The sequence below is a fragment of the Kitasatospora sp. NPDC058492 genome, from assembly GCF_042720685.1.
Classification (GTDB): Bacteria; Actinomycetota; Actinomycetes; order Streptomycetales; family Streptomycetaceae; genus Kitasatospora.
On the sequence record NZ_JBHXMU010000063.1, the window covers coordinates 15,601 to 37,358 of the forward strand.

Sequence of the window (21,758 nt, forward strand, 5' to 3'; positions counted from 1 at the left end):
CCGCCGCCCCGGCCCCCCTTCTGCCACCCTTAGAAGCACCAGCTCCAGGAGTCACGATGCTCCGTTCCGCCCTTCTCGCGGCCTCCCGGTCGCCGCAGGTCCGCACCGTGGTCGAGAAGTTCCCGCCGACCCACGCGATAGTCGAGCGCTTCGTCGCCGGTGACGTCCTCGACGACGCCGTCACCGCCACCGATGACCTGATCGCCACCGGCCGCAAGGTCACCCTCGACCACCTCGGCGAGGACACCCAGGACGCCGCCCAGGCCGCCGGCACCGCCGAGGCCTACGAGCACCTGCTCACGGCGCTCAAGGAGACCGGCCTCGCGGCCGGCGCCGAGGTGTCGGTCAAGCTGTCGGCCGTCGGCCAGTTCCTCCCGGTGGACGGCGAGAAGATCGCGCTGGAGAACGCCCGCCGCATCTGCGAGGCCGCCGCCGACGCCGGCACCACGGTGACCCTCGACATGGAGGACCACACCACCACCGACTCCACCCTCGCCATCGCGCGCGAGCTGCGGGCCGACTTCCCCTGGCTGGGCGTCGTGCTCCAGGCCTACCTGCGCCGCACCGAGGCCGACTGCCGCGAGTTCTCCGGCCCCGGCTCGCGCGTGCGCCTGTGCAAGGGCGCCTACAAGGAGCCCGAGTCGGTCGCCTTCCAGGGCAAGCACGACGTCGACCTCGCGTACGTCCGCGCGCTCAAGGTCCTGATGGCCGGCGAGGGCTACCCGATGATCGCCTCGCACGACCCCAACATGATCAAGATCGCCGGCCAGCTCGCCCAGTGGAACGGCCGCAAGCGCGACTCCTTCGAGTACCAGATGCTGTTCGGCATCCGCCCCGAGGAGCAGCTGCGCCTCGCCGGCGAGGGCAACACCATGCGCGTGTACCTGCCCTACGGCCAGGAGTGGTACGGCTACTTCATGCGCCGCCTCGCCGAGCGCCCGGCCAACCTCACCTTCTTCCTGCGCGCCATGGCCACCCGCGGCTGACCCGCGCGCACCCGCACGACGACGGCCCGCACCCCCGGTGGAAGGGGGGTGCGGGCCGTTTGTCGCGTTCCCGGGACTTCTAGAGGAAGTCCTTGGTGTCCAACTCGAACTCGAACGGGGCGGGGAGGGCGAGCGGTTCGCCGAAGGCTGCCAGGTGCACCTCGGTGTACTCGTCGCGGTGGGGATTGCTGAAGAGACTGACCTGGGCCCGCTCGCGGTCGATCAGGAGGTACAGCGGGATCGCGGCGCGGGCGTAGCAGTGGCGTTTGGCGATGCGGTCCTGGTCGGGCTTGCTGGAGGTGACCTCCGCGACCATCGCGACGCCGTCGGGCTCCATCCAGGGCGGCGCGTCGCGGAAGAGGCGGAGTTCCCTTGGAGCGAAGGTCGTGTCCGGAATGACGTGGTTCTTCGGGCAGAGGCCGCCGCTCACCAGACGGAGGCCCTTATGGCCCGATGCCTGCATGTGGACCTGGGACTTTGCTTTCACCTGGTCGATCAGCAGGTCGATGTAGTCCTCGTGGTTGCCGTCCGGCGGTGGTGCCACGATGATCTCTCCCTCGATGAGCTCGGCTCGGAAGCCTTCGGGGGAGTGCAGGCTCAGGAAGCTCTCCAGCAGGATGTCAGCCTGCGATGGGGAGTCCGTGATCGGTTGCTCATGCGCCACAGCACTCATGATGCCCCTCCTTCAGATATGCGTCACGCTATTCGGTGCTCGACGGAGTTATGCCGTGCACGGTTGGTTTTCACTCGATGGTGTGAGTTTGAGGCCTGGCATAGCATCCCGATGCTGATGAACTGGGGCTTTGGCGGGAGGAGTTGGGGATGCTGAAGGAGTTCGCGGGGCTGTCGACGCCGTTGGTGGCGGATGCGTGTGTGCGGTTGGGGGTGGGGCTCAGGGCGGCGCCGGTGGGGGTGGCGGCGGTGGTGGCCGGGGGGCGGGTCGCGGGGCGGGTGCTGCCGGTGCGGCACTACGGGAGCGTGGACGTGTTCCTGGAGGCGTACGGGGCGGCCCGGGACGGCGACGTGCTGGTGATCGACAACGGCGGGCGGACCGACGAGGCCTGCATCGGGGACCTCGCGGTGCTGGAGGCGCGGGCCGCCGGGATCGCCGGGATCGTGGTGTGGGGGCTGCACCGGGACACCCCCGAACTGGTGGAGATCGGGCTGCCGGTGTTCAGTTACGGCGCGCTGCCGCTGGGGCCGGTTCGGCTGGACGGGCGGGAGCCGGAGGCGCTGGTGACGGCGCGGGTCGGGCCGCACCTGGTGGGCGCCGGGGACGTGGTGTTCGGCGACGCGGACGGGGTGCTGTTCGTCCCGGCCGACCGGGCCGGGGAGGTGCTGGAGGCGGCCGCCGCGATCGCCGGGACCGAGCGTGCGCAGGCCGGGCGGATCGCCTCCGGTGACACGCTGCGCCGGCAGACCGCCTTCGACGAGTACCTGGAGCGCCGCGCCGCCGATCCTTCGTACAGCTTCCGGCAGCACCTGCGGCGGGTCGGCGGGGCGATCGAGGAGTAGCGAACTCCCTTACAGCGACCGGTGCATGACGTGCAGGCCGACGTAGCCGTCGACGGGGTGGTGGAAGGCTTCGGGGACGGTGCCGACGATGTCGAAGCCGAGGGATTGGTAGAGCTTCACGGCGTGGTGGTTGTTGGCGACCACGGCGTTGAACTGCATGGCGCGGTAGCCGTTGGTGCGGGCCCAGTCGAGGGTGTACTCGACCAGGGCCCGCCCGATGCCGCGGCCGTGGTGCGCCGGGTCGACCAGGTAGCTGGCGCTGGCCACGTGCGCGCCGTTGCCGGGGCGGTTGCGGGTCATGTTGGCGGTGCCGACGACCGTGCCGGCCTCGTCCACCGCGACCACCGTGCGATGGGGCGCGGTGAGCATCCACCACTCCCGGCCGAGGTCGGAGGAGAGGTCGAGGGGGTAGGGGAACGTCTCGCCGGCGGCGATGACGGTGTGGAAGAAGGGCCAGACGGCAGGCCAGTCCTCGGGGGTGGCTTCGCGGATGAGCATCCGCTCAGCATGATCCGCGGCGGGAGGGGCCTGCCACTGGTTTTCGACTGGTTCTCGGTGCGCGACCGTTTGCGGTGCGGCCGCTTCCGGTGCGGCTGGTCAGCTCAGGACGGCGTCCTCGACCAGGGCGGCCGCGTGGGCCTGGCCCTTGGCGTTGGGGTGCACCAGGGCGTAGCGCAGCGGGATGATGCTGGTCAGCACGCCGTCCAGCCAGTGGTCCTGGTCGCACACGCTGTGGCCGGTGGTGGAGGGGTAGAGGTCGACGAAGGCGTCGCCGCGGGCGGCGGTCCGCTGGGCGATGATCGCGTTGAGCGGTTCCAGGATGGCCGTCCGCGCCCAGGCGAGGTCGCCGGTGGTGAAGGTGGCGAACTGCTCCAGGTTGCCGTAGGTGCAGCGGGTGGCGTCCTCGGGGACGAGGTGGGGGTAGCCGACGGCCAGCAGCCGCGCGGACGGGGCCTTGGCGTGCAGGGCGCCGAGCATCTGGTCGAAGTCGCCGCGCAGTTGGTTGAAGCGGTCGGGCAGGCTCGCGTCGAACTTGTCCTTGCAGGGCGTGCCCTGGCCGAGGACCGCGGCGCCGAGTTCGATGCAGCCCTTGAGGATCTCGGCGAAGCCGAGGGTGTTGCCGCCGATCTCGACGGTGATCACGTCGGCGCCCGGGGAGACGGCGTCGATCTGCGACGGGACCGGTGGGAAGGGGGCGCCGGGGTTGGTCCCGAGCGGCGGGAGCGGGCGGCCGGGCGGGGCTTCCTTGGTCTGGTAGACGTCCTTGACGGTGGCGCCGGCACAGCTGACGTTGCGCAGCTCGACCAGGGGGCCGAGGCCGCGGCGGATCAGCTCGGGGTAGGAGCCGGTGGTGCGGGCGCAGCCGTCGCGGGGTTCGGTCTCGGCGCCGGCGGCCTCGACGAAGCCGGCCGTGTAGGAGTCGCCCAGTGCGGCCCAGGCGAGCGTCCGGACGCGGCCGGCCGGTTCGGCGGCGGCCTGGGCGGCGGACGGGGTGATCAGGCCGGCGGTGAGCGCGACGGCGGTGCCGGCGACGGCGAGGCGGGACAGGAAGCGTGGCACGGTCTCTCCCTCAACGAGTGCGCGGGAGAGCGCGATTCACCCCCCTAGAGGTAGATCGAGTCGGCGGGTGGACGACTTGATCCCTCAGGAGGGTGAATTCGCGTGTGCGGCCGTGACGTTGGGCCGATCGGCCCTGGGCGTCGGGGCGGGCCGGCGAGGGGTGTGGCGAGACGGTTCAGAGCAGGGCGGCGGACGGATCGACCATCGCCCGGGCGGTCTTGGCGTCGACGTACTCGCCGATCGCGGTCATCACCCACTCGCCGGACGACTGTCGGACCAGCTTGCACATCACCACGCCGGTGTGCGGCTCGGAGTGGGTGAGGTCGAAGCGGACCAGTTCCTCCTCCGTCCGGGCGTCCAGCAGGCGGCAGTAGGCGTTCTTGACCTCGGTGAACCGCTGGCCGGAGAAGGAGTTGACGACGAAGACCAGGCCGGTGACCTCGGCCGGCAGGCCGTCCAGGTGGACGGTGATCGACTCGTCGTCGCCGGCTCCGCCGCCGGTGAGGTTGTCGCCGGAGTGGGCGATCGCGCCCTTGAAGACGGTCAGCTTCATGAACCAGGCCGTCTCCAGCTTCTTGCGCTGGGCGTCGAAGGCGAGGCAGGAGGCGTCCAGGTCGACGCTGCGGCCGCGGCCGGCGGGCTCCCAGCCGAGCGCCATCCGGACCGAGGAGAGGAACGGACGGCCGTTCTTCACCAGGGAGACCGAACTGCCCTTGACCAGGTTGACCCGGCCCTTGTCCAGGGTGATCTTGGCGGGGGCGGACGGGGCCGGCGGGGCGACCGGGGGCGCGGGGGGCGCGGGCGGGGTGGCGGCGAGGGCGATCCGCGGGTCGACGGGGGGAGCCGGGGGAGCGACCGGAGGGGCCGCGGGGGGAGTGGCGGGGGCGGGGGCCTGGGCGGCCGGGGCCGGGGTCGCGGCCGGGGAGTCGTCGACGGAGACGCCGAAGTCGGTGGCGATGCCCGCCAGGCCGTTGGCGTAGCCCTGGCCGACCGCGCGCACCTTCCAGGCGCCGCCGCGCTGGTAGACCTCGACCACGATGAGCGCGGTCTCCTGGCCCAGCTGCGGCGGGGTGAAGGTGACCAGGGCCTGCCCGGTGTCGGCGTCGCGGACGGTGGCGGTCGGCTCCATCCCGGCGAAGGTGGAGGACTGGTCGGCGGGGCTGGCGGTCACCACGATCTTGGTGATGCCGGCCGGGACGGCCAGGGTGTCGACGGTGATCGCGTCCGGCGCTCCGGCGGCGGCCGGGCGGTGGCTGACGCCGGGGCCGTGCGGGGCGTTGAAGAAGACGAAGTCGTCGTCCGAGCGCACCTTTCCGGCGTCGGTCAGCAGCAGGCCGGAGACGTCCAGCGCCTTGGGCGCGGTGACCTCGACAGTCACCCGCGCGGCGGTCAGCGGGGCGTTGCCGCCTTGGGTCAGGACGGTGGACACGGACTCCTCCTCGGGTGCGGAACGGCGGCCGGCCGGGGCCGCTGGGACCGCCGGGCCGGGTGCTGCCCACAGTAACGAACGGGCGCGTCGGGATGAGCCCGGCCGGGGCGGTGACCTGTCGGATCGTCGGACGGTACGGCCGGGCGGCGGGGTTGGGTGGCGGGGTTGAGTGGCAGGCCCCGGCAAGGCCGCACGGTGGCAAGGCGGCGGGACAACGCGGCCGGAGGTCAGCGGGGCGCGAAGGCGGTCGGCGTGCTGGGGCGCGGCGGGAGCCCGGGTGCCTCGGGCACGACCGGCGGCGGCGCGACCGGCGGCGGCGCGACGGGCTGCGGTGCGACCGGGCCGAAGGCGCCGAGGGCGGCGACCGCCCGGGGCCGGTCGATGCCGAAGGCGGCGGCGCTCCAGCTCTCCGCCGCGGCGGCCTTGCGGACCGGGCCGGACGAAGCGGGCCGACCGGACGGGAGTGAGGGGCCGGACGGGCCGGTGGGCCCCGAGGGTTCGGCGGCGGGGCGGGTGCCGCGCACGCCGAAGGCGTAGTGGCCGGGCGGGACGTCGGTGCCGGCCGGGGTGGTGAAGCGGTAGACCAGGGTGCCGCGCTCCTGTTGGGCGGTGACGACCGCGCCGGGCAGGTCGGTCCAGGCGGTGCCGCTGCCGGGGGCCAACTCGCCTGGGGCAAGCCGGAATTCGGTCTGAAGTGCGGTGAGCGGCTCGGTGACGGCGAGGTCGAGCTGGTGCCGGAGGCCGTCCCGGCCGAGCGGTGTGACCGTGGCGACGCCGGTCAGGGCCTGGTCGGTGTCCGGCTCGGTGTCCGGGCCAGGGGCGCCGGCGGTCGGGCCGTCGGTGCCCGGGGCAACTGCGCCGGGCGGCGGCGGCGGTGCGGGCTGGGCCGGGGCGGCCGGGCGGGGTCCGGGTGCGTGCGGCGTGGTCGGCGAGGGGGAGGGCGAAGAGGGGTCGGCCGGCTGCTCGGCGACGGGCGCGACGGGCTGGGCCGACGGCGAGGGCGCGGCGGCGTCGGCCGGCGTGGCGGGCTCGCCGGTGCCAGCCGGCCGGGCGCCGGGGCCGTGGTCGGCCATGGGTTCGGCCGCGGCCTGTCCGCCGGTGGGCTCCGGGAGCGCCGACCGGGTGCCGGGCGCGTGGGGAGAGGCGCTGGGCGAGGCGGCTGTGGCGGCCGTGTCCTCCGCCGCCCCGGGGTGGTGCGCCGAGGGGCTCGGTACGGGCGGCCGGCCGGTGGCCGGGAGGTCGGCGGGGTTCGGCGCGGTCGGGTTCGGCGCGGTCGGGGCCCGGTCGGCGGCGGCCTCGGCCTGGTCGCCCGCGGCGGGGGTGGGCGGCGGGGTGGTGCCGACGCGTGCGACCCCGGCCCGCCGGCCCACGCCCTGCTGCTCGTTGAGCAGGAGGGTGGTGGCGATGCTGATGCCGACGACGGTGGACATCGCCATCGCGGCACCGGAGAAGCGCAGGGTGGGCAGCCGGAACCGGCCGCCGAACGGGCGTGGCCGCCCGTGCCGGCCGTGCCGTTCGGGCTCGTGCCGAACGTCCCGCGCAGTGTCCTCGCGCGCAGCCACCGGACCCCTCCCTCCCCGAAGTCGCCGTCGCGGTCGCGGTATTCTCCCATGCGCTGCCACCGGGCCGGCATCGGCCGCCCGGGGTCGGTCGGCCGGGGTCCGGGTGGGGCCCGCGCCGGGAGGGGGAGAGCGTACCAGCGGCTCGTCGTGGCCTGGACGGTTTTGATCCATTTCGTGGACACCCGTTCGACGGAAGGAAGTTGACGATCCGTCTGATAAGTCGGCGATGGCGGCCGGGCTGCCCGGACAGGGATTAATGCAACCTCCTTGCAACCCTTGCCCGCCCGGCCGGAAGTGGCCCAGGCTGAGGTCATCCCACGCCGTCCCGGAGAGACCGTCATGCCGCCCGACCCGCTGTCCGCAGCCTCCAGTGCACCCCTCGCCGCCACCCCCACGGGCGGCGATGGGGACGGCTCCACCGCCGCTCCGGCGGCGGTGGAGGAGGTGCTGATGCTGCGGATCTCGCTGGGCGAGGAGGTGGTCGGCGAGGTGCGCACCCGGTTCCGGTTCGAGGCCGCGCGCCCGTACGAGGTGCTGCTGACCTTCCATCTGGGGCGGCCGGACGAGGCCGACTGGGTGTTCTCGCGCGAGCTGCTGCGCGACGGCCTGCAGGCGCTGAGCGGCCAGGGCGACGTCAAACTGTGGCCGGCGTACTGCCCGTGCCACGGCTCGACGCTGCACCTGGCGCTCGAATCACCGCACGGCAGCGCCCTGCTGGAGGCCTCCAAGCCCCGGGTGCAGGCGTGGCTGGACCGTACCTACGCGCTGGTCTCCGCCGAGGCGGAGCGCGTCTGCGGCCCGACCGACGCCCAGCTGGCCGCGCTGCTCGCCGGCGGCTGAGGCCCGGTCGGGGCACCGGCGGGCCCGCGCGGCGGCGGGACGGGCGCCGCGCTCGGCAGCCGCACCGTCCCCGCGGCCAGCCCGGCCCGCAGCCGCCGGACGGCCGGGGCCGAGGAGGCCGGCAGCAGGTCGTACGGGTCGTCCGGCCCGTCCACCGTGACCAGCACCGACTCGGCGATGCGGTACGGCCGGTGGGCCAGCAGGCCGCCCAGGTAGCGGCGCAGCCGGGACAGCTCGGCGCGGACCGTCACCGTCCGGCCCGGGTCGCCGAACAGCGCCTCCGCGAGCTGCGCGGCCGTGCTGCCCTCGCGTCCGGTGGCGAGCAGGAGCAGCAGTTCGGCGTGGCGCGGGCTGAGCGGGTGCGACCAGCTGCCGGCCGCGCCCCGGACGGTCAGCTCCGGGCGGTCCTGGCGGCGCAGGTCGAGCCGGAGCCGGGCGCCCTCGGCCTGCTCGGCCTGTTCGGCCGTCACCGTGCCGGAGCCGTCCGCCTCGGGCGGCCGGACCGGTCGCACCAGCCAGCCGTCCGCGAGCGGTTCCAGGGCGCACTCGCCGAGGCCCGGCACCCAGTGCACGGCGGCGGTTCCCCAGCCGCCGACCGGCACCCGCAGCCGGCCGGGCGGCGGCAGCCCGGCCGCGGCGGCGGTCCACCCGGCGGAGTCCACCACCAGGGCCGGGCCGGCCACCCGGGCGAGCATCGGGGCGGCCAGGGTACGTAGTTGGTGCAGCGCCTCCAGCCGGTGGGCGCGCAGCTCGGTCTCGGCGAGCCGGGCGGCGGTAGCGGTGAGCTGCAGCAGGTACGGGCGGACGTTGCGGGCCGGGCCGCTGAGGTTGATCGCGCCGACCAGCCGCCCGGTGCCCGGGTCGTGCACGGGGGCGGCGACGCAGGTCCAGGAGTGGTGGCTGCGCAGGTAGTGCTCGGCGGAGTGGACGTGCATCGGGCGCTGGGCGCGCAGTGCGACGGCGATGCCGTTGGTGCCGACGCTCTCCTCGATCCAGCGGGCGCCGGTGAGGAAGCCGATCCGGTCGGCGCTGCGGCGCAGGGCGCGCTCGCCCTCCTGCCACAGCACGTGGCCCTCGGCGTCGGCGATGGCGAGGATCAGCGGACTCTGGCCGACCGGCTGGAGCAGGGTGTCGCGCAGCACCGACAGGACCGCGTCCAGGCCGCTGGTGCGGCGGCGCTGCTCGATCTCGGCGGGGCCGAGGTGGACGGCGGCGGCGCCGGCGTCGGGGTCGAGCCCGAGGCGGCGCAGCCGGGCCCAGGAGTCGCCGATCTCGGGGCGGGGTTCGAGCCGGCCGGGGGAGCCGGGGTCGGGGTAGGGGGGCTGGACGAGTTCGCGGGCGGCGGCTTCGGCGAGGGTGCGGTCGTGGACCCTGGCCAGCTCGGCCGCGCTCGGCGCGGTGCGGCGTTCTGGTCGTCGGGACTGCCGTCCGGTCTGCCGCACTCGCGTTGCTCCTCGCCGCCGTTCGAGGCCGCGCCGGGGTCGACGCGCTGACGAAAGCGTACGGGGGCGGTGAGGGTCTGGGGACGGGGTCTGCCAACTCGGCATACCGGACGGTATGACCGTGGACATGCCGAGGTGTGATGACTAGCGGGGGTCCTGGTGTGGGCCTGGTGTGAGCCCGACGCGGGCCTGGTGCGAGGCCTGGTGCGGGACCTGATGCGGGCCTTGCGTGGGCCTGGTGCGGTGCTGGTGCGAGGCCTGATGTGGGCCTGGTGCAGGCTCGGCGGTCAGCGTTCCGCGCCGGTGCCGCGCTGGGCCGCCTCGACGGTGTGGTGCAGGTCGGCGGTGGCCTCCAGGGAGGCGGCGGTGCTCAGCGCCAGGCAGGCGGCCAGCGCGATCGCCACCGCGCGCAGGCGGGTGCCGGTGGTGGTGGCCGCCGGGCGGGGCTGGAGCAGGGCGGCGACCCGGCGCGGGACCGGCCCGGAGTGGGCGGCGGGGACGAGTCGGGGCCGGGCCGGCCACGGGGAGCGGCTGGCGGCCAGGGCGGCCCGGCCGACCGCGCGGGCGGTCACGGTGCGGTCGCCGACCCGGGCGGCCGCCACCTCGTCGGCCCAGCGCTCCAGGTGGTACCCGAGGGGCGCGCGCAGCGGCCGCAGCGCCGGGTGGAGGTCGGCGGCGTGCTCGGCGAGGGCGAGGAAGACGTGGTGGCGGGCGGTCAGGTGGGCGCGTTCGTGGGCGAGCAGGGCGGCCCGCTCGGGCCCGGTGAGGATGCGCAGCATGCCGGAGGTGACCACGATCCGGCCGGGCTCGCCGGGCCGGCCGGGGAGGGGCAGGCGCCCCGGCAGGGCGAAGGCGTCGGCGCGCTCGTCGTCGAGGACGGCGAGCGGGTGCTCGCCCGGCTGGAGCAGGGTGCGGGCGCCGGCCAGGACGGCCTGCGGGGTGCGTGCCCGGCGCATGGTGGCGTGCCCGGGGCGCGCGTCCGGATGCCGGCCCTCGGCCGGCGCGGGGCAGGCCGTCGCGGCGCAGGCCGGGAGGGCGGCCCGGGCCTCGCGCAGTTCCAGCCGGTGGCGGCGGGCGGTGCGGACGGCCTGGGCGGTCAGCGCGGCGAGCACCAGGCCGGCCGCGGCGGCCGCCACCGGTGCGTCGGGTGCGGCGGCGGTGAGCCAGGGCAGCGACAGGTGGCCGATCGCGGCGACCGGCGGCAGCTGGAGCAGCCCGGCGGCGGCGAGCAGGCCGAGCGAGCAGAGGGTGCCGCCGGCCAGCACGGCGGACGTCCCGGCGAGCATCCAGGCGGCGGCCCGGGGCGGCAGCGCGTCGGCGAGGCGGCGGGCCAGCGGGGCGGCCAGGAACGGCAGCAGCAGCGGGGCCCAGACGGCGATCATCACGATCCGGCCGCCCCGGGGGTGCGGTGGCCGGGGGCGGGGGCGGTGCCCGGGAGGGGGCCGAGACCGGGGGTGCCGCCGTCGGTGCCCGGGGCGGAGCCGAGGCCCGGGGCGCCGTCGCCGAGCAGGTCGCGCAGCAGCTGCTCGTCCTCGGCGGAGAGGTCGGAGACGAAGCGGGCGAGCACGGTGGAGCGGTCGGCCTCGCGGCCGAGCTCGGTGTGCATCCGGCGGGCGGCGAGGCCCGCGGTGTCCTGGACGGTCGGGATGTAGGCGTAGGCGCGGCCGGCCCGGGTGCGCTCCACGGTGCCCTTGTCGTGCAGGCGGGCGAGGATCGTGGCGATGGTGGTGCGGGCGAGGTCCCCGCCGAGTGCCGACTGGACGTCCTGCGGGGTCATCGGCTGCCGGGCCGACCAGAGCGCGGCCAGCACCTCGGCCTCCAGCTCCCCGGCAGGCCGGCGGGCGGACGGTACGTCGGACATGGCGGCGCTTCCTCCAGGTTTCGTCTACAGTCATGTAGACCGTCTACGTCACTGTAGACGGTCGGGGCGGGTTCCGCTGTGAACCGCCCCCCAACGTACGGGAGGTCCGCCAGCCTTGCTTCAGTTCCTCGCCGATCCGGCCGCTCACCTCGCGGTGAACCCGCTGGACGCGTCCTCGCTGCTCGCCGCCTTCGGCGCACTCGGCATCGCCGTCGTGCTCTTCGCCGAGACCGGCCTGCTGGTGGGCTTCTTCCTGCCCGGAGACTCGCTGCTGTTCACCGCCGGCCTGCTGTGCGTGCCCGGCGCCACCAAGGGCCCGCAGCTGGAGCTCTACCAGGTGCTGCCCGCCGCCCTGGTCGGCGCGCTGGCCGGCGCCCAGGTCGGCTATCTGATCGGCAAGCGCGGCGGCCGCGCGCTGCTGCGCCGCACCGAGCGCAGGAGCCTGCTGCAGGGCGTCGAGCGGGCCGAGGAACTGCTGGGCAAGTACGGCCACGGCAAGGCGATCGTGCTCGCCCGCTTCATCCCCGTGGTCCGAACGGTGCTGAACCCGCTCTGCGGCGTGCTCGAAGTGCCGGTCCGCTCGTTCACCTTCTGGCAGGTGACCGGCGGCGCCCTCTGGACGGTCGGCGTCGTGCTCGCCGGGTACGGGCTCGGATCGTCGATCCCCAGCATCGACAGATATCTGCTCCCGATCATCGGTCTGGTAGTAGTTGTCTCCGTGCTCCCCATTGTTCTCGAACTGTTCCGCGCCCGTAAGGCGCACCGTCACGGAGGTGACAAGTGACGTCCTCCCGGGCTCTCGCCGTCTACGACGGCAGCGGCATCGACGGCAGCCTCTACACCCGGGTGAACGGGTGGGCGCAAGCCGCCCCGCACTGGCTGGACGAGCTGATCAAGGTCTGGTCGGCGCTCGGCCTCGGCCTGTTCGCGGTCTTCATGCTCTACGCCTGGTGGCGGGCGCGCGGCGCCGACTCGGCCGTGATGGCCAAGGTGCTCGCCTCGCCGGTGATCGTGGTCGTCGCGTACGGCGTCAACTCGGTGCTCAAGGGCATGGTCGAAGAAGTCCGGCCGTGCGCCCAGATCCCCGGCAGCATCTCGCTGGAGACCTGCCCCGGCGCCGGTGACTGGTCCTTCCCCAGCAACCACACCGTGATCGCCTTCGCCGCCGCCACCGCACTCTGGTTCGCCGACCGGCGGCTCGGCTGGATCGCCGGGATCTTCGCGGTGCTGATGGGAGCCTCCCGGGTCTGGGTCGGCGTGCACTACCCGCACGACGTGGCCGTCGGCGCGCTGGTCGGCCTCCTGGTCGCGGTGGTGCTGGCGCCGCTCGCCGGCCGCTGCGGGCCGCTGGTGGACCGGATGCGGGCGGGTGCGCTGCGCCCGCTGCTCGGTCCGGGCGCGGTGCCGGCGACGGCGGGCCGCCACGCGGCGTACGGGACGCGTCAGCACTGACGGCGACGGCCGACAGTACTGGCGGCGGGTGCCGGCAGCGCTGAACGGCGGGTGCCGGCAGTACTGGCGGCGAGACCCGACAGCGCTGATTCCGTAGCCTCCCCGTAGCCCGTCCGACCCTTGTCTGGCCGGGGTGGCGGGTAGAGCATGTGAGCCGGGCGTGGGGCCCCTTCGCGGGGAACCCGCCCGGCTCAGTCGTGCCGGGGCGCGGGAGCGCCGGGCGTGCCAGCGGAGGGAGTGCCAATGCCGTACCGACTCGACATCACGCAGGGGGACTGGCCGGGCGAGTCGCCGCACAAGGGCGTCGAGGGCCTGCTCGCCGAGGCCATGGTGCTCACCCTCGCCACCGCCGGCCACGAGCACGGCCCGCACGCCAACCTGGCCTTCTTCGCGTACGACGACGACCTCGTCCTGTACTTCGTCAGCGAGCGCTCCACCCGGCACAGCCACCACCTAGCCGAGGAGGCCCGGGCCGCCGCCACCGTCTTCCTGCCGCCGCCGGTCTTCGGCGAGCAGCTGCGCGGCCTGCAACTGACCGGCGGCGCGAGCGAGGCCTGGGGGCGGCAGGCCGAGGCGGCGCTGGCCGCCTACCAGGGGCGGTACCCGTCCTTCGCGCAGGACGAGCAGGTGCGGCGGCAGTTCCTCACCGGGGGCGGGGCGGCGGCGCTGTACCGGTTCCAGGTGGAGGAGCTGACGGCGGTGGACGAGCCGAACTTCGGGCGGCGCAACTACCTGCGGGCGCGGGTGCTGCGGCCGTAGGCCCTACCCGGTCCCCAGGGTTGTCTGTACAACTTTTCGGGTGATTCATCTGCGGGACGCTACCGGGACGCCCCCAGGACACCTGGGCGCACCAGCCTGGCCGCATGAGAGTCATCGTCGTAGGAGCAGGCGTGCTCGGCACCATGCACGCCTGGCAGGCCGTCGAACGCGGCCACGAGGTCGTCCACCTGGAGCGCGAGACCGAGGCGCGCGGCGCCTCCGTGCGCAACTTCGGCCTGGTCTGGGTCAGCGGCCGCGCGCAGGGCGAGGAACTGGACACCGCGCTGCGCGCCCGCGAACTGTGGGAAGGCATCGGCGCCCGCGTCCCCGACCTCGGCTTCCGCGCCAACGGATCGCTCACCGCGATCCGCACCCAGGCCGAACTCGCCGTCGCCGAACAGGCACTCACCCTGCCCGACGCCGCAGCCCGCGGCTACCGGCTGCTCGACGCCGACCAGACCAGGGCCGCCAACCCCGCCCTGCGCGGCGAACTCCTCGGCGCCCTGTGGTGCGAGCGCGACGCCGCCGTCGAACCCCGCACCGCCCAGCCCGCGCTGCGCGCCGCCCTCCAGGCCACCGGCCGCTACACCTTCCTGCCCGGCCGCGAGGTCCGCGACGTGATCGGCGAGAACGCCGTCCGCGACGACCACGGCGACGTCCACACCGGTGACCTCGTCATCCTCTGCACCGGTGCCTGGCTCGGCGGCCTCGTCCGCGAACTCGCCCCTTCACTGCCCGTGCGCAAGGTCCGGCTGCAGATGATGCAGACCGACCCGCTCGGCGAGACCCTCACCACCTCCGTCGCCGACGGCGACAGCTTCCGCTACTACCCGGCCTTCGCCGGCACCGCCCTGGACCGCCTCCGGGACACCCAGCCGCAGCCCGACGTCGCCGCCGAACACAAGATGCAGCTGCTCATGGTCCAGCGGCGCGACGGCGGCCTCACCATCGGCGACACCCACGAGTACGACCAGCCGTTCGGCTTCGACGTCGTCGAGGACCCGTACGACCACCTGGTCGGCGTGGCCGAGGACCTGCTCGGCCGCCCCCTGCCGCGCGTCCGCCGCCGCTGGGCCGGGGTGTACGCGCAGTGCGTCGACACCACCCGGGTCGTCCACCGCGAACGACTCCGCGACGGCGTCTGGCTCGTCACCGGCCCCGGCGGCCGCGGCATGACCTGCTCCCCGGCCATCGCCGAAACCACCGCCGAACTCGCAAACCTGTAAGGGTAGTTGACATGTCCTTTGATATCCGCCTGGTCGTCCTCGACATGGCCGGCACCACCGTGGCCGACGACGGCCTCGTCGAACAGGCCTTCACCGCCGCCGCCCGGACGCTCGGCGTCGAGGCCGGCAGCCCGGGCTTCGGCCCCATGCTGGACCACGTCCGCGCCACCATGGGCGAATCCAAGATCTCCGTCTTCCGGCACCTCTTCGGGGACGAGGACAAGGCCCAGCGGGCCAACACCGCCTTCGAGGCCGCCTACCACGACCTCGTCGACGCCGGGCACTGCGCCGCCCTGCCCGGCGCCGCCGAAGCCATCGCCGAACTGCGCGGCCAGGGCCGGAAGGTCGCCCTCACCACCGGCTTCTCCCGGGCCACCCAGGACCGCATCCTCACCGCCCTCGGCTGGCAGTCCGTCGCCGACCTCACCCTCAGCCCCGCCGAGGCCGGCCGCGGCCGCCCCTACCCGGACCTCGCGCTCACCGCGCTGCTGCGGACCGGAGTCGAGTCGGTGCGGCAGATCGCCGTCGCCGGCGACACCGGCTACGACATGCTGACCGGCGTACGGGCCGGAGCGTCCGTCGTCGCCGGCGTGCTCACCGGCGCCCACGACGAGGCCCGGCTGCGGGCCGACGGGGCGACGCACGTCCTCGGCTCGGTCGCGGAACTGCCCGGACTGCTGGGCTGAACGATCCCCCCGGAGCAGGAAGTCGGCCCGGCCGACTTCCTGCTCCCCGAGGTCAGGTCAGGACACCGGCCCGGCCGCTCCGCCGCCTCGCCGCCGGGCCGACTCGCGGCCCAGCCAGGCGACGGCGAGCATCAGGGCGGCCGTCAGCCCGACGGCGAGCCCGAGATCCCGGGGAAGACTGATGTCCCCCGGGCGCTGCGGGTCGGCGCGGCCGGCCGGATCGAAACGGACCGTCACCCGGTCGCCGACCGCGAGCGCGCGCAGCCCCGTCGACAACTCGCCGCCGGGCAACGCAGTGCCGTCCTCGGCCGCGAGGTCGTACATCGAGGACGGGTGCTTCCCGGCGAGACGGTCCGTCTCCCCGGTGACCCGGGCCGTCACCGTCTCGCCGGACAGCCGCAGGATCACGTCGTCCCGCGCCATGGCCACGGCCCCCGTCGCCAGGCCCGCGAGGAGAACGGCGAACAGCGCCACCCAACAGCCCACCCACCGCCCCAGCAGCCGCACCAGACCCACCACCCAGGCCACCACCAGCACCAGCCCGAGCAGCGACGCGGCGCCCCCGCCGAGGTAGGTGCCCGCGAGCACCAGCCCGAACGTCCCCACGGGGACGCCCAGGACCAGGACAGCGCTCAGCACGGTGGCCCGGCTACGGTCCCTGGTCGTACCCATGACTCTCCCCGCGTGCGTCCGATCGGGCTGGAAGAGTACGACGCGTCCCCTCGCCCCCGGCCACGGGGGCTGGCCGGGCGGGAGGGGGACTTCCTCGGGGTGGAGGAAGAGGCCGGCGCGGACCTTCGTCAGGTAGGCCTACATGCCGTCGGTGGTCTCGAATTCGATCCAGGCGTTCTCACAGCCACTTCGATGTCGAGATATCGATGGATGAATATGGCGAGTTCAGGCTTCGTGGTGCCTCTTACGGGTGCTGAAGTCCGTCATGCCGCAGGCGAGGTGCGCCCCAGCCAGTCCTCCATCTTGCCTTTGCTCATGCTCGCGTCGATATCGATGTCGATCATCCCGGTTCCGTCGAGGGTAAAGCCGCCACCGTTCTCGAAGAGGGAGACGATCGGTTCGAACGGGTTGGGCAACTGGAACGGGACTTTGGATGCTCCCTGGAGAGCGGCGAAGTGCAGCGCCCCTACGCAGGCCTGTTGAACGGCCGGATACTGAAGGGCGCAGCTCTTCGAGACCTGTTCGACCAGGTCGGGATCGGCGCGCACTGACGGGTCGATCAGCGCGGCCACATCGAAGAACGGCCATGCATCAGAGCCGAGCTGGTGAGCCCACAGCGCCGAGCGCCACAGGAATTCCCGCATGAGTGAGATGCGCAGGCGAGGGTCTGTGTCCAGAGGGGACCAGTCGACGTTGAGCAGTCGGTTGGCCAAAGTGTCTGCGATGTCCATCAGTTCTTCTTCTTCGCGAGGATCAGGGCGGCGATTTCGTCAAGGTTGGACAGGTCGTCGGCCAGCGGGAAGTCGGGCTTCTCAAGACCGCGTCTGGGCCAGGCTATGAATGGGTCGGCGTGGCTCTCATGCGGTGCGACATCATGTGCGCCGTAACTGTTCTCGGTCGCCCAGTTGACCCCTTCTTCCCACCTGCCCTCTCGATACGGGATGTTGTGGGGCGGGGCCATGAGTATACTCTCGACGCCTTCGTGGGCGGCCCATCGATAGAACTTCGTGGCCTCCTCCGGGGATAGGGTTCCGGATTCCGCTTTGGTCCACATTTCGGCGATGTGGTCGAAGGGTGCGAACCGGCCCGTCATCGGTTTCCCGTCTGGGGGTACTGGTACGTCCTTGTGGACCGTCTCGAAGATGTGCTCCTTGACTCTGTTGAGGACGTTCGGGCTGATACCGGTGTTCGCGGCGATGCGATCCGTGTCGCCAGTGGTGTTGCGAATCCTTTCGTACGCTTGCGCGGCCTGTTTCGATTGCGCCCCGTCGATGTACTCCGACCCTCCGGTTCTCGGGAGATACCCGTCGGGCGCCTCGCCCGGACGGCGGCCGCCGCCTTTGGGAGCAGCCGCGGTGCCGATGGCGCCGAGGATGAGGTCGAGGGGCATGACCGGGCCGGTTTTGAAGGTGGCGTCGTAGCCGTAGGTGAGGCCGGCGCCGGTGAGCATGCGGCCGGGGAGGGTGTCGGCGGCGCCCGCGACCTTGGCGAGGCCGGCGAGGGCGACGGAGGCGTTCTCGGCGCCCTCGGCGGCGTTGGCGGCGACGCGGCCGCCGGCGCCGAGGCCGCCGCCGGCGCCGCCCATCACGCCGCCGGTCTCGGCGGAGTCGACGGCTTCCTGGAGGCTGTAGCCGCCGTCGTCGAAGAATTCGACCCGGATCGGCTGGGCGACGGCGAGGTCGACGGCGATGGCCTCGACGGAGCCGAAGACGACGCCGGTGAGGATGGTGGCGGCGATGGTGGCGATGGTTTCGGAGACGGCGACGCCGAGGCCCGCGGCGGTGGCGATGATGCCTGCGGCGGCGGTGCCGGCGGCGGCTTCGGAGATGCCTGCGGTGAAGATGGCGAGGGCGGTGCCGGCGACCAGGGTCGCGCCGACGATCGCGGCCTCTTCCTTGAGTTTTTTGAGCGCTTTGTCGACCTCGTCGGCGAAGGCGCGCAGGGCCTTGGCGAGGTTGCGGCAGGCGGCGGCGACATCGGGGAGCCAGCCCTTGCCCTTGCCTGCGTAGTACTGGCCCCAGAACTTGCCGAAGGCGTCGATGGCGGGGCCGTGGTTGTTGGCGACGATGGCGGCGGCGGCCTGGTGGGTGGGCGCGGTGACGTTGTCGATGGCGGTGGCCATCGTGTCCCAGGCGGCGGCGACCGTGCGGAGCTCGTCCGGGTCGGCGTCGGGCCACCACAGACCGGTGACCTTGCGGACGATCTTCTCGGCCGCGGACTCACCCACGCGCCGGCTCCCTCCGCGGCGGGCGGCCGATCACGGCGTGAGGTCCTTGCGGACGTGGTTGTCGGCGTCGGTGTGGTTGTCGGCGTGGGCGTTCAGCCCGTCGTGGATGCTGGTGAGGCCTTTGACCAGGACGTCCAGCGCGGAGAGCACGTGGTCGTGCGGGCCGTTGTAGGCCTGGGCGAACTCCTTGCCCTGCTTGTCGTCGCCCCACGGGCTGCCGGCGCCGGCGAGGGTGTGCTTGAGCGTGTCGAGGGCGTCCTTGAGTGCCTTGCTCTGGGCTTCGAAGGTCGGCGCGGCCGCTTTCAGGTCCCCCGGCCGGATCTTGAACTCCGGGCCGCCGGCTTTCGGTCCGTCATCCGCCATGGCGTCATCCCCCCGTGCTGTCCGTGCGTTGAGAAGGAGCGAAGGGAGAGATGCGCGGAGGAGCGGCGGGGTTGCGGGCTACGGAGTGATCTGGGTCACGGACCGATCCGGGTCGCGGGGTCGGAGGGGGCGTGTGGCGGTGTGGGTCTGCGTGCGGACCAGAGCAGGGTGCCGCCGATCAGGGCGTTGCAGGCGAGGAATGTCAACAGGTAGGCGGTGGAGTCGACTTCGCCGGGGAGTTTGGGGGCGACCTGGCCGGCCGGGTCGATGCGGACGGTGATGACGTCGCCGGGTTTGAACCGGGTGGAGCTCTCTTCGAGGTCGCCGCCGGGGATCTCGCCGGCCGGGTCGGTCGAGGCGAGGGCGTAGGCCCGTCCGGAGCCGTGGAGTGAGTCGGTCGTCTTCTCGTTGAGGACTACGGCCTGCACCGTCCGGCCCGAGTCCAGGATCAGGTTGGTCCAGGCGACGGAGCCCGACAGGTAGGCGACGAAGGCGACGGCGGCGATGCCTGCGCCCCAGGCGAACGCCTTGCGCTGGAACGCGGGGTTGCTGTCGGCGTCGCGTCGTAGGGCGAGGGCGAGCAGCATGACCACGGGGTAGGCGAAGCCCACGATGGTGGCGACGAACGAGTTGACGTACACGTTCAGTGCCGTGACGCCGATGAGGATGGCGGTGGAGAGGGCGATGAGGGCCAGTGTGCCGCGGAGGCGGCGGAGCCCGTCGCGGGTGTCCTGGCCGTGTGGGAGGGTCGTCATCCGAAGGCCTTTCGGATGTTGTCCCACTGGTCGGGTGGCAGCGCGTCGGCGCTCTCGTCCCGGGGTGGGTGGAAGGAGATGCCGCGGAACGCGGTGGCCAGGAGCGGCAGCCACTCGTCCCAGTGGTCGAGGTCCTCGGTGGTGAAGACGGCGGCGACCACGTGCGGGCTCCACGGGTGCGGGATCAGCAGTTCGAGCTGGCGCACCGTGTTGACGGTGGACTCGGGCACGCCGAACACCGCGCCGGGCACCGGGACGGCCAGGTCGCGGGCGGCGAGCGCGGCGCGGCCGGTCGGCAGGTCCACCACGCCGACGTCGGCGTCCGGCCAGGCCTCGGCCAGCTGTTCGGCGATTCGGGCGGGGTAGCTGCCGGGCGCGCCGAGGTCCTGCGGGCGGACGAAGACGGTGAGCATGCCGTGGATGGGCTCGCCGTCCTCGGCCCGGACGAGGCAGCTGGAGACGTGGACCGCGCCCTCGCGCAGTTGGGTCTGCAGCGCGGTCTCGGCGGCGATCACGGTGCCGAGCTTCTGTTCGGGCCGGGCGTCGGGGAAGGCCGCGTCCAGGCCCTCCGCCGTGCGGGCCATCCGGTCGCCGAGGTCCTCGTCGAGGTCGAGGGGGGTGAAGCCCGCGGGCAGGGTGAGCCAGAGCGGCGGAATCCCGGTGGTCTCAACGGCCATAGCCGGCCGCCCATCCGCCCATGCCGAGCAGGTTGCCGACGGCGGACACGGTGCCGATGACGGCGGACCCCTTGCCGCCGGCGGTGCCGACGCCGACGGACCCGATGACGTTGTTGCCGCCGGTGGTGTAGTTGACGGCGTCGGTGAGGCCGCCGCTCGGATTGTCCTGGCTGAGGGCGTACGCCGTCGGGACGTTGAGCCCGAAGGTGGTGGCGGCCTGGACGCCGTCGGAGACGTTCATCGCGGTGGCCTTGGAGACCCCGAGCTTGATGGCGGGCTTCTCGATCGCGGTGGTGAAGATCGGGTTGGCCGGGTCGACGGCGCGGGCGGCGGCCCGGACCTCGGTCGTACCGGCGCTCATGGCGCCGCGTACGCTCCCACCGGCGGCGCGCGCCCCCCGGGTGGCGTTCAGGCCCTTGGCCGCGACGCCCACCCCGGGGATCGCGCCGATCACGTCGCCGCCCAGCGTCAGCCAGTTGCCGATGTTCTTCTGCGGCGGCCACAGCTTGCCCTCAAGGGCGTACTTGGTCGCGTGCGTGCCTGCGGCGGCGGCGCTCAGCAGGAGGGCCGGCAGCGCGAAGGCGGGGAAGAAGATCGCCGCGACGCCGCAGAGGCCGGCGGCGACGGTGAGCATGTCGGCGCCGTGGTTCTTGAGCCAGTTGCCGACCTTGCTGAGCCAGCCGGGCTCCGGCGGCGCCTTGCTGTCGGCGGCCTTGCGGATGGCGGCCGCGGTCTTGTGGGCGTCGGACTTGTGGCCCCCGGCGAGTTCGTGGGCCTGCTTCTGGAGCTCGGTGAGGTCGTTGGCGGCGCTGCCGACGAGTGCGGCGGCCGCGTCCAGGTGGTCCTTCGCCTTGGCGTAGCGCTGCTCGGCGGCGGCGAGGCCGGCGTCGTCGGGGAAGGTCTGGCCGGCGAGTTTGAGGTCGGGGGCGGCGGCCGCGGCGGTGTGCGCCTGTTCGGCCTGCTCCTTCTGCTGCTTGGCGGCGACCGCGGCGCGGGCCAACTCGGCGGCCTTGGGCTGGTGTTCGGTCAGTGCCGTGTACCAGACGTCGAGGGCCTGGTAGGCGGCGGTGATCGATTCGGCGGCGTCCTGGAGGTACTTGGGGAGCTTGCCGAACTGGCCGGCGAAGGCCTTGGCGGCCTCGCCGGTCCACTGGCCCTGGTTGGCGGAGAGCTGCGAGAGCGTGGTGTGGACGTCGGTCAGGTGCTGGCCCACCCGGCGCAGGCTGCCGCTGAGGCCGGTGACCGCGGCGGTGTCGCCGGGGGTCGGGTTGAAGCCGAGGCCGGACCAGTCCGGCGTGGGGGCGGTCACGACCGCCCCTGGGGGGTGAGGGCCTTGGTGGTGTCCTGTTCGGTGCTGTCGTAGCCCTGTTGCACCTGCTCCAGGCCGTCGTCAAGGATCTTGACGCACTCGCGGACCTTCTTCAGCCCGTACTCCCACGTGCCCTGGAAGTGTCCGCAGGCCTCGTCGAGGAAGTCGTAGCCCAGTCCGCTGCGACTCGCTTCCTTGAGCGCCTTGAGTCCTTGGTCGAGTTCGTCGCCGCAGCCTTTGAGGTCCTTGGCCAGCTTGGCGAGGAACTCGGTGCTGACCGTGAAGTCGGCCACTGCTCCCCCGATGTGTCGATGGCGTGACCGGCCGAGCATAGCCGCAGTCGGTGCGCGGGCGATCTGTTGTGACGGGTGCTTCACGTTGCGGTGACGGGATCTTGACGATGCGCCAGCGCGCGGCGGCGTCGGCGGCGGCCGGGA

At 73.4% G+C, this 21,758-nt stretch carries 24 protein-coding genes; 8 read left to right on the plus strand and 16 right to left on the minus strand.

What is annotated here, in order from left to right; translation table 11 throughout:
* The first annotated feature begins 56 nt into the window (after nt 1-56).
* Nucleotides 57-986 (plus strand): proline dehydrogenase family protein, encoded by a 930-nt coding sequence (locus ACFWPI_RS31790; RefSeq protein WP_063349537.1) that lies wholly within the window; start codon nt 57-59, stop codon nt 984-986.
* 79 nt (nt 987-1,065) lie between these two features.
* On the opposite strand, the gene ACFWPI_RS31795 is transcribed toward ACFWPI_RS31790, so the two are convergent.
* The gene (locus ACFWPI_RS31795) at nt 1,066-1,659 is read right to left on the minus strand and encodes a Uma2 family endonuclease (protein WP_380378074.1); all 594 of its coding nucleotides are present in this window, start codon (nt 1,657-1,659) and stop codon (nt 1,066-1,068) included.
* Nucleotides 1,660-1,808: 149 nt separating this feature from the next.
* On the opposite strand from ACFWPI_RS31795, the gene ACFWPI_RS31800 reads away from it, so the two are divergent.
* The gene (locus ACFWPI_RS31800) at nt 1,809-2,501 is read left to right on the plus strand and encodes an RraA family protein (protein ID WP_063349539.1); all 693 of its coding nucleotides are present in this window, start codon (nt 1,809-1,811) and stop codon (nt 2,499-2,501) included.
* A gap of 9 nt (nt 2,502-2,510) precedes the next feature.
* Here the strand turns inward: ACFWPI_RS31800 and ACFWPI_RS31805 are convergent, their stop codons facing one another.
* From ACFWPI_RS31805 to ACFWPI_RS31820, 4 genes are all read right to left on the minus strand, one after another.
* Nucleotides 2,511-2,999 carry a GNAT family N-acetyltransferase gene (locus ACFWPI_RS31805; RefSeq protein WP_380378076.1) on the minus strand — a complete coding sequence of 163 codons (489 nt, stop codon included), beginning with the start codon at nt 2,997-2,999 and terminating at the stop codon, nt 2,511-2,513.
* A 99-nt stretch (nt 3,000-3,098) separates the two neighbouring features.
* Complete coding sequence (locus ACFWPI_RS31810) at nt 3,099-4,061, minus strand: SGNH/GDSL hydrolase family protein (RefSeq protein ID WP_380378078.1); 963 nt, start codon at nt 4,059-4,061, stop codon at nt 3,099-3,101.
* A 175-nt stretch (nt 4,062-4,236) separates the two neighbouring features.
* On the minus strand, nt 4,237-5,478 hold the full coding sequence (locus tag ACFWPI_RS31815) for a TerD family protein (protein WP_380378123.1): 1,242 nt from the start codon (nt 5,476-5,478) through the stop codon (nt 4,237-4,239).
* Nucleotides 5,479-5,717: 239 nt separating this feature from the next.
* A complete protein-coding gene (locus ACFWPI_RS31820; RefSeq protein WP_380378080.1) occupies nt 5,718-7,052 on the minus strand; it encodes a hypothetical protein in 1,335 nt (444 codons plus the stop codon).
* A 339-nt stretch (nt 7,053-7,391) separates the two neighbouring features.
* On the opposite strand from ACFWPI_RS31820, the gene ACFWPI_RS31825 reads away from it, so the two are divergent.
* Nucleotides 7,392-7,892 carry an SsgA family sporulation/cell division regulator gene (locus ACFWPI_RS31825; RefSeq protein ID WP_380336124.1) on the plus strand — a complete coding sequence of 167 codons (501 nt, stop codon included), beginning with the start codon at nt 7,392-7,394 and terminating at the stop codon, nt 7,890-7,892.
* Here ACFWPI_RS31825 and ACFWPI_RS31830 read toward each other — a convergent pair.
* The 3 genes from ACFWPI_RS31830 to ACFWPI_RS31840 form a co-directional block, all read right to left on the minus strand.
* Nucleotides 7,811-9,334: a GAF domain-containing protein gene (locus ACFWPI_RS31830; protein ID WP_380378083.1), complete on the minus strand. Its 1,524-nt coding sequence runs from the start codon at nt 9,332-9,334 to the stop codon at nt 7,811-7,813. The two genes, ACFWPI_RS31825 and ACFWPI_RS31830, sit on opposite strands and share 82 nt — an antisense overlap.
* A gap of 287 nt (nt 9,335-9,621) precedes the next feature.
* Nucleotides 9,622-10,716, minus strand: coding sequence for a M56 family metallopeptidase (locus tag ACFWPI_RS31835; protein WP_380378085.1), 1,095 nt, complete (start codon nt 10,714-10,716; stop codon nt 9,622-9,624).
* Nucleotides 10,716-11,195, minus strand: coding sequence for a BlaI/MecI/CopY family transcriptional regulator (locus ACFWPI_RS31840; protein ID WP_063349546.1), 480 nt, complete (start codon nt 11,193-11,195; stop codon nt 10,716-10,718). The genes ACFWPI_RS31835 and ACFWPI_RS31840 overlap by 1 nt, the downstream gene beginning before the upstream one ends.
* 115 nt (nt 11,196-11,310) lie before the next feature.
* Between ACFWPI_RS31840 and ACFWPI_RS31845 the strand changes: the two genes are divergently transcribed.
* The 5 genes from ACFWPI_RS31845 (at nt 11,311) to ACFWPI_RS31865 (ending at nt 15,318) form a co-directional block, all read left to right on the plus strand.
* Nucleotides 11,311-11,979 (plus strand): DedA family protein, encoded by a 669-nt coding sequence (locus ACFWPI_RS31845; protein ID WP_380378088.1) that lies wholly within the window; start codon nt 11,311-11,313, stop codon nt 11,977-11,979.
* Entirely contained in the window at nt 11,976-12,647 is a 672-nt protein-coding gene (locus ACFWPI_RS31850; protein WP_380378090.1) for a phosphatase PAP2 family protein, read from the plus strand. The genes ACFWPI_RS31845 and ACFWPI_RS31850 overlap by 4 nt, the downstream gene beginning before the upstream one ends.
* 243 nt (nt 12,648-12,890) lie before the next feature.
* On the plus strand, nt 12,891-13,406 hold the full coding sequence (locus tag ACFWPI_RS31855) for a pyridoxamine 5'-phosphate oxidase family protein (RefSeq protein WP_063349549.1): 516 nt from the start codon (nt 12,891-12,893) through the stop codon (nt 13,404-13,406).
* A gap of 104 nt (nt 13,407-13,510) precedes the next feature.
* Complete coding sequence (locus ACFWPI_RS31860) at nt 13,511-14,632, plus strand: TIGR03364 family FAD-dependent oxidoreductase (RefSeq protein WP_380378093.1); 1,122 nt, start codon at nt 13,511-13,513, stop codon at nt 14,630-14,632.
* Nucleotides 14,633-14,643: 11 nt separating this feature from the next.
* On the plus strand, nt 14,644-15,318 hold the full coding sequence (locus ACFWPI_RS31865; RefSeq protein WP_380378095.1) for a phosphonatase-like hydrolase: 675 nt from the start codon (nt 14,644-14,646) through the stop codon (nt 15,316-15,318).
* 57 nt (nt 15,319-15,375) lie between these two features.
* On the opposite strand, the gene ACFWPI_RS31870 is transcribed toward ACFWPI_RS31865, so the two are convergent.
* From ACFWPI_RS31870 to ACFWPI_RS31905, 8 genes are all read right to left on the minus strand, one after another.
* Nucleotides 15,376-15,990 carry a hypothetical protein gene (locus ACFWPI_RS31870; protein ID WP_063349552.1) on the minus strand — a complete coding sequence of 205 codons (615 nt, stop codon included), beginning with the start codon at nt 15,988-15,990 and terminating at the stop codon, nt 15,376-15,378.
* A 263-nt stretch (nt 15,991-16,253) separates the two neighbouring features.
* A complete protein-coding gene (locus tag ACFWPI_RS31875; protein ID WP_380378098.1) occupies nt 16,254-16,721 on the minus strand; it encodes a hypothetical protein in 468 nt (155 codons plus the stop codon).
* Nucleotides 16,721-18,112 (minus strand): hypothetical protein, encoded by a 1,392-nt coding sequence (locus ACFWPI_RS31880; RefSeq protein ID WP_380378099.1) that lies wholly within the window; start codon nt 18,110-18,112, stop codon nt 16,721-16,723. Before ACFWPI_RS31880 ends, ACFWPI_RS31875 begins: the two co-directional genes overlap by 1 nt.
* 135 nt (nt 18,113-18,247) lie before the next feature.
* Complete coding sequence (locus ACFWPI_RS31885) at nt 18,248-18,580, minus strand: WXG100 family type VII secretion target (protein WP_380378101.1); 333 nt, start codon at nt 18,578-18,580, stop codon at nt 18,248-18,250.
* 95 nt (nt 18,581-18,675) lie between these two features.
* Nucleotides 18,676-19,335 carry a hypothetical protein gene (locus ACFWPI_RS31890; protein ID WP_380378103.1) on the minus strand — a complete coding sequence of 220 codons (660 nt, stop codon included), beginning with the start codon at nt 19,333-19,335 and terminating at the stop codon, nt 18,676-18,678.
* Nucleotides 19,332-20,012 (minus strand): hypothetical protein, encoded by a 681-nt coding sequence (locus tag ACFWPI_RS31895; RefSeq protein ID WP_380378105.1) that lies wholly within the window; start codon nt 20,010-20,012, stop codon nt 19,332-19,334. Before ACFWPI_RS31895 ends, ACFWPI_RS31890 begins: the two co-directional genes overlap by 4 nt.
* Nucleotides 20,002-21,321 carry a putative T7SS-secreted protein gene (locus tag ACFWPI_RS31900; protein ID WP_380378107.1) on the minus strand — a complete coding sequence of 440 codons (1,320 nt, stop codon included), beginning with the start codon at nt 21,319-21,321 and terminating at the stop codon, nt 20,002-20,004. The genes ACFWPI_RS31895 and ACFWPI_RS31900 overlap by 11 nt, the downstream gene beginning before the upstream one ends.
* Nucleotides 21,318-21,614, minus strand: coding sequence for a hypothetical protein (locus ACFWPI_RS31905; RefSeq protein WP_063349556.1), 297 nt, complete (start codon nt 21,612-21,614; stop codon nt 21,318-21,320). Before ACFWPI_RS31905 ends, ACFWPI_RS31900 begins: the two co-directional genes overlap by 4 nt.
* Nucleotides 21,615-21,758 lie beyond the last annotated feature (144 nt).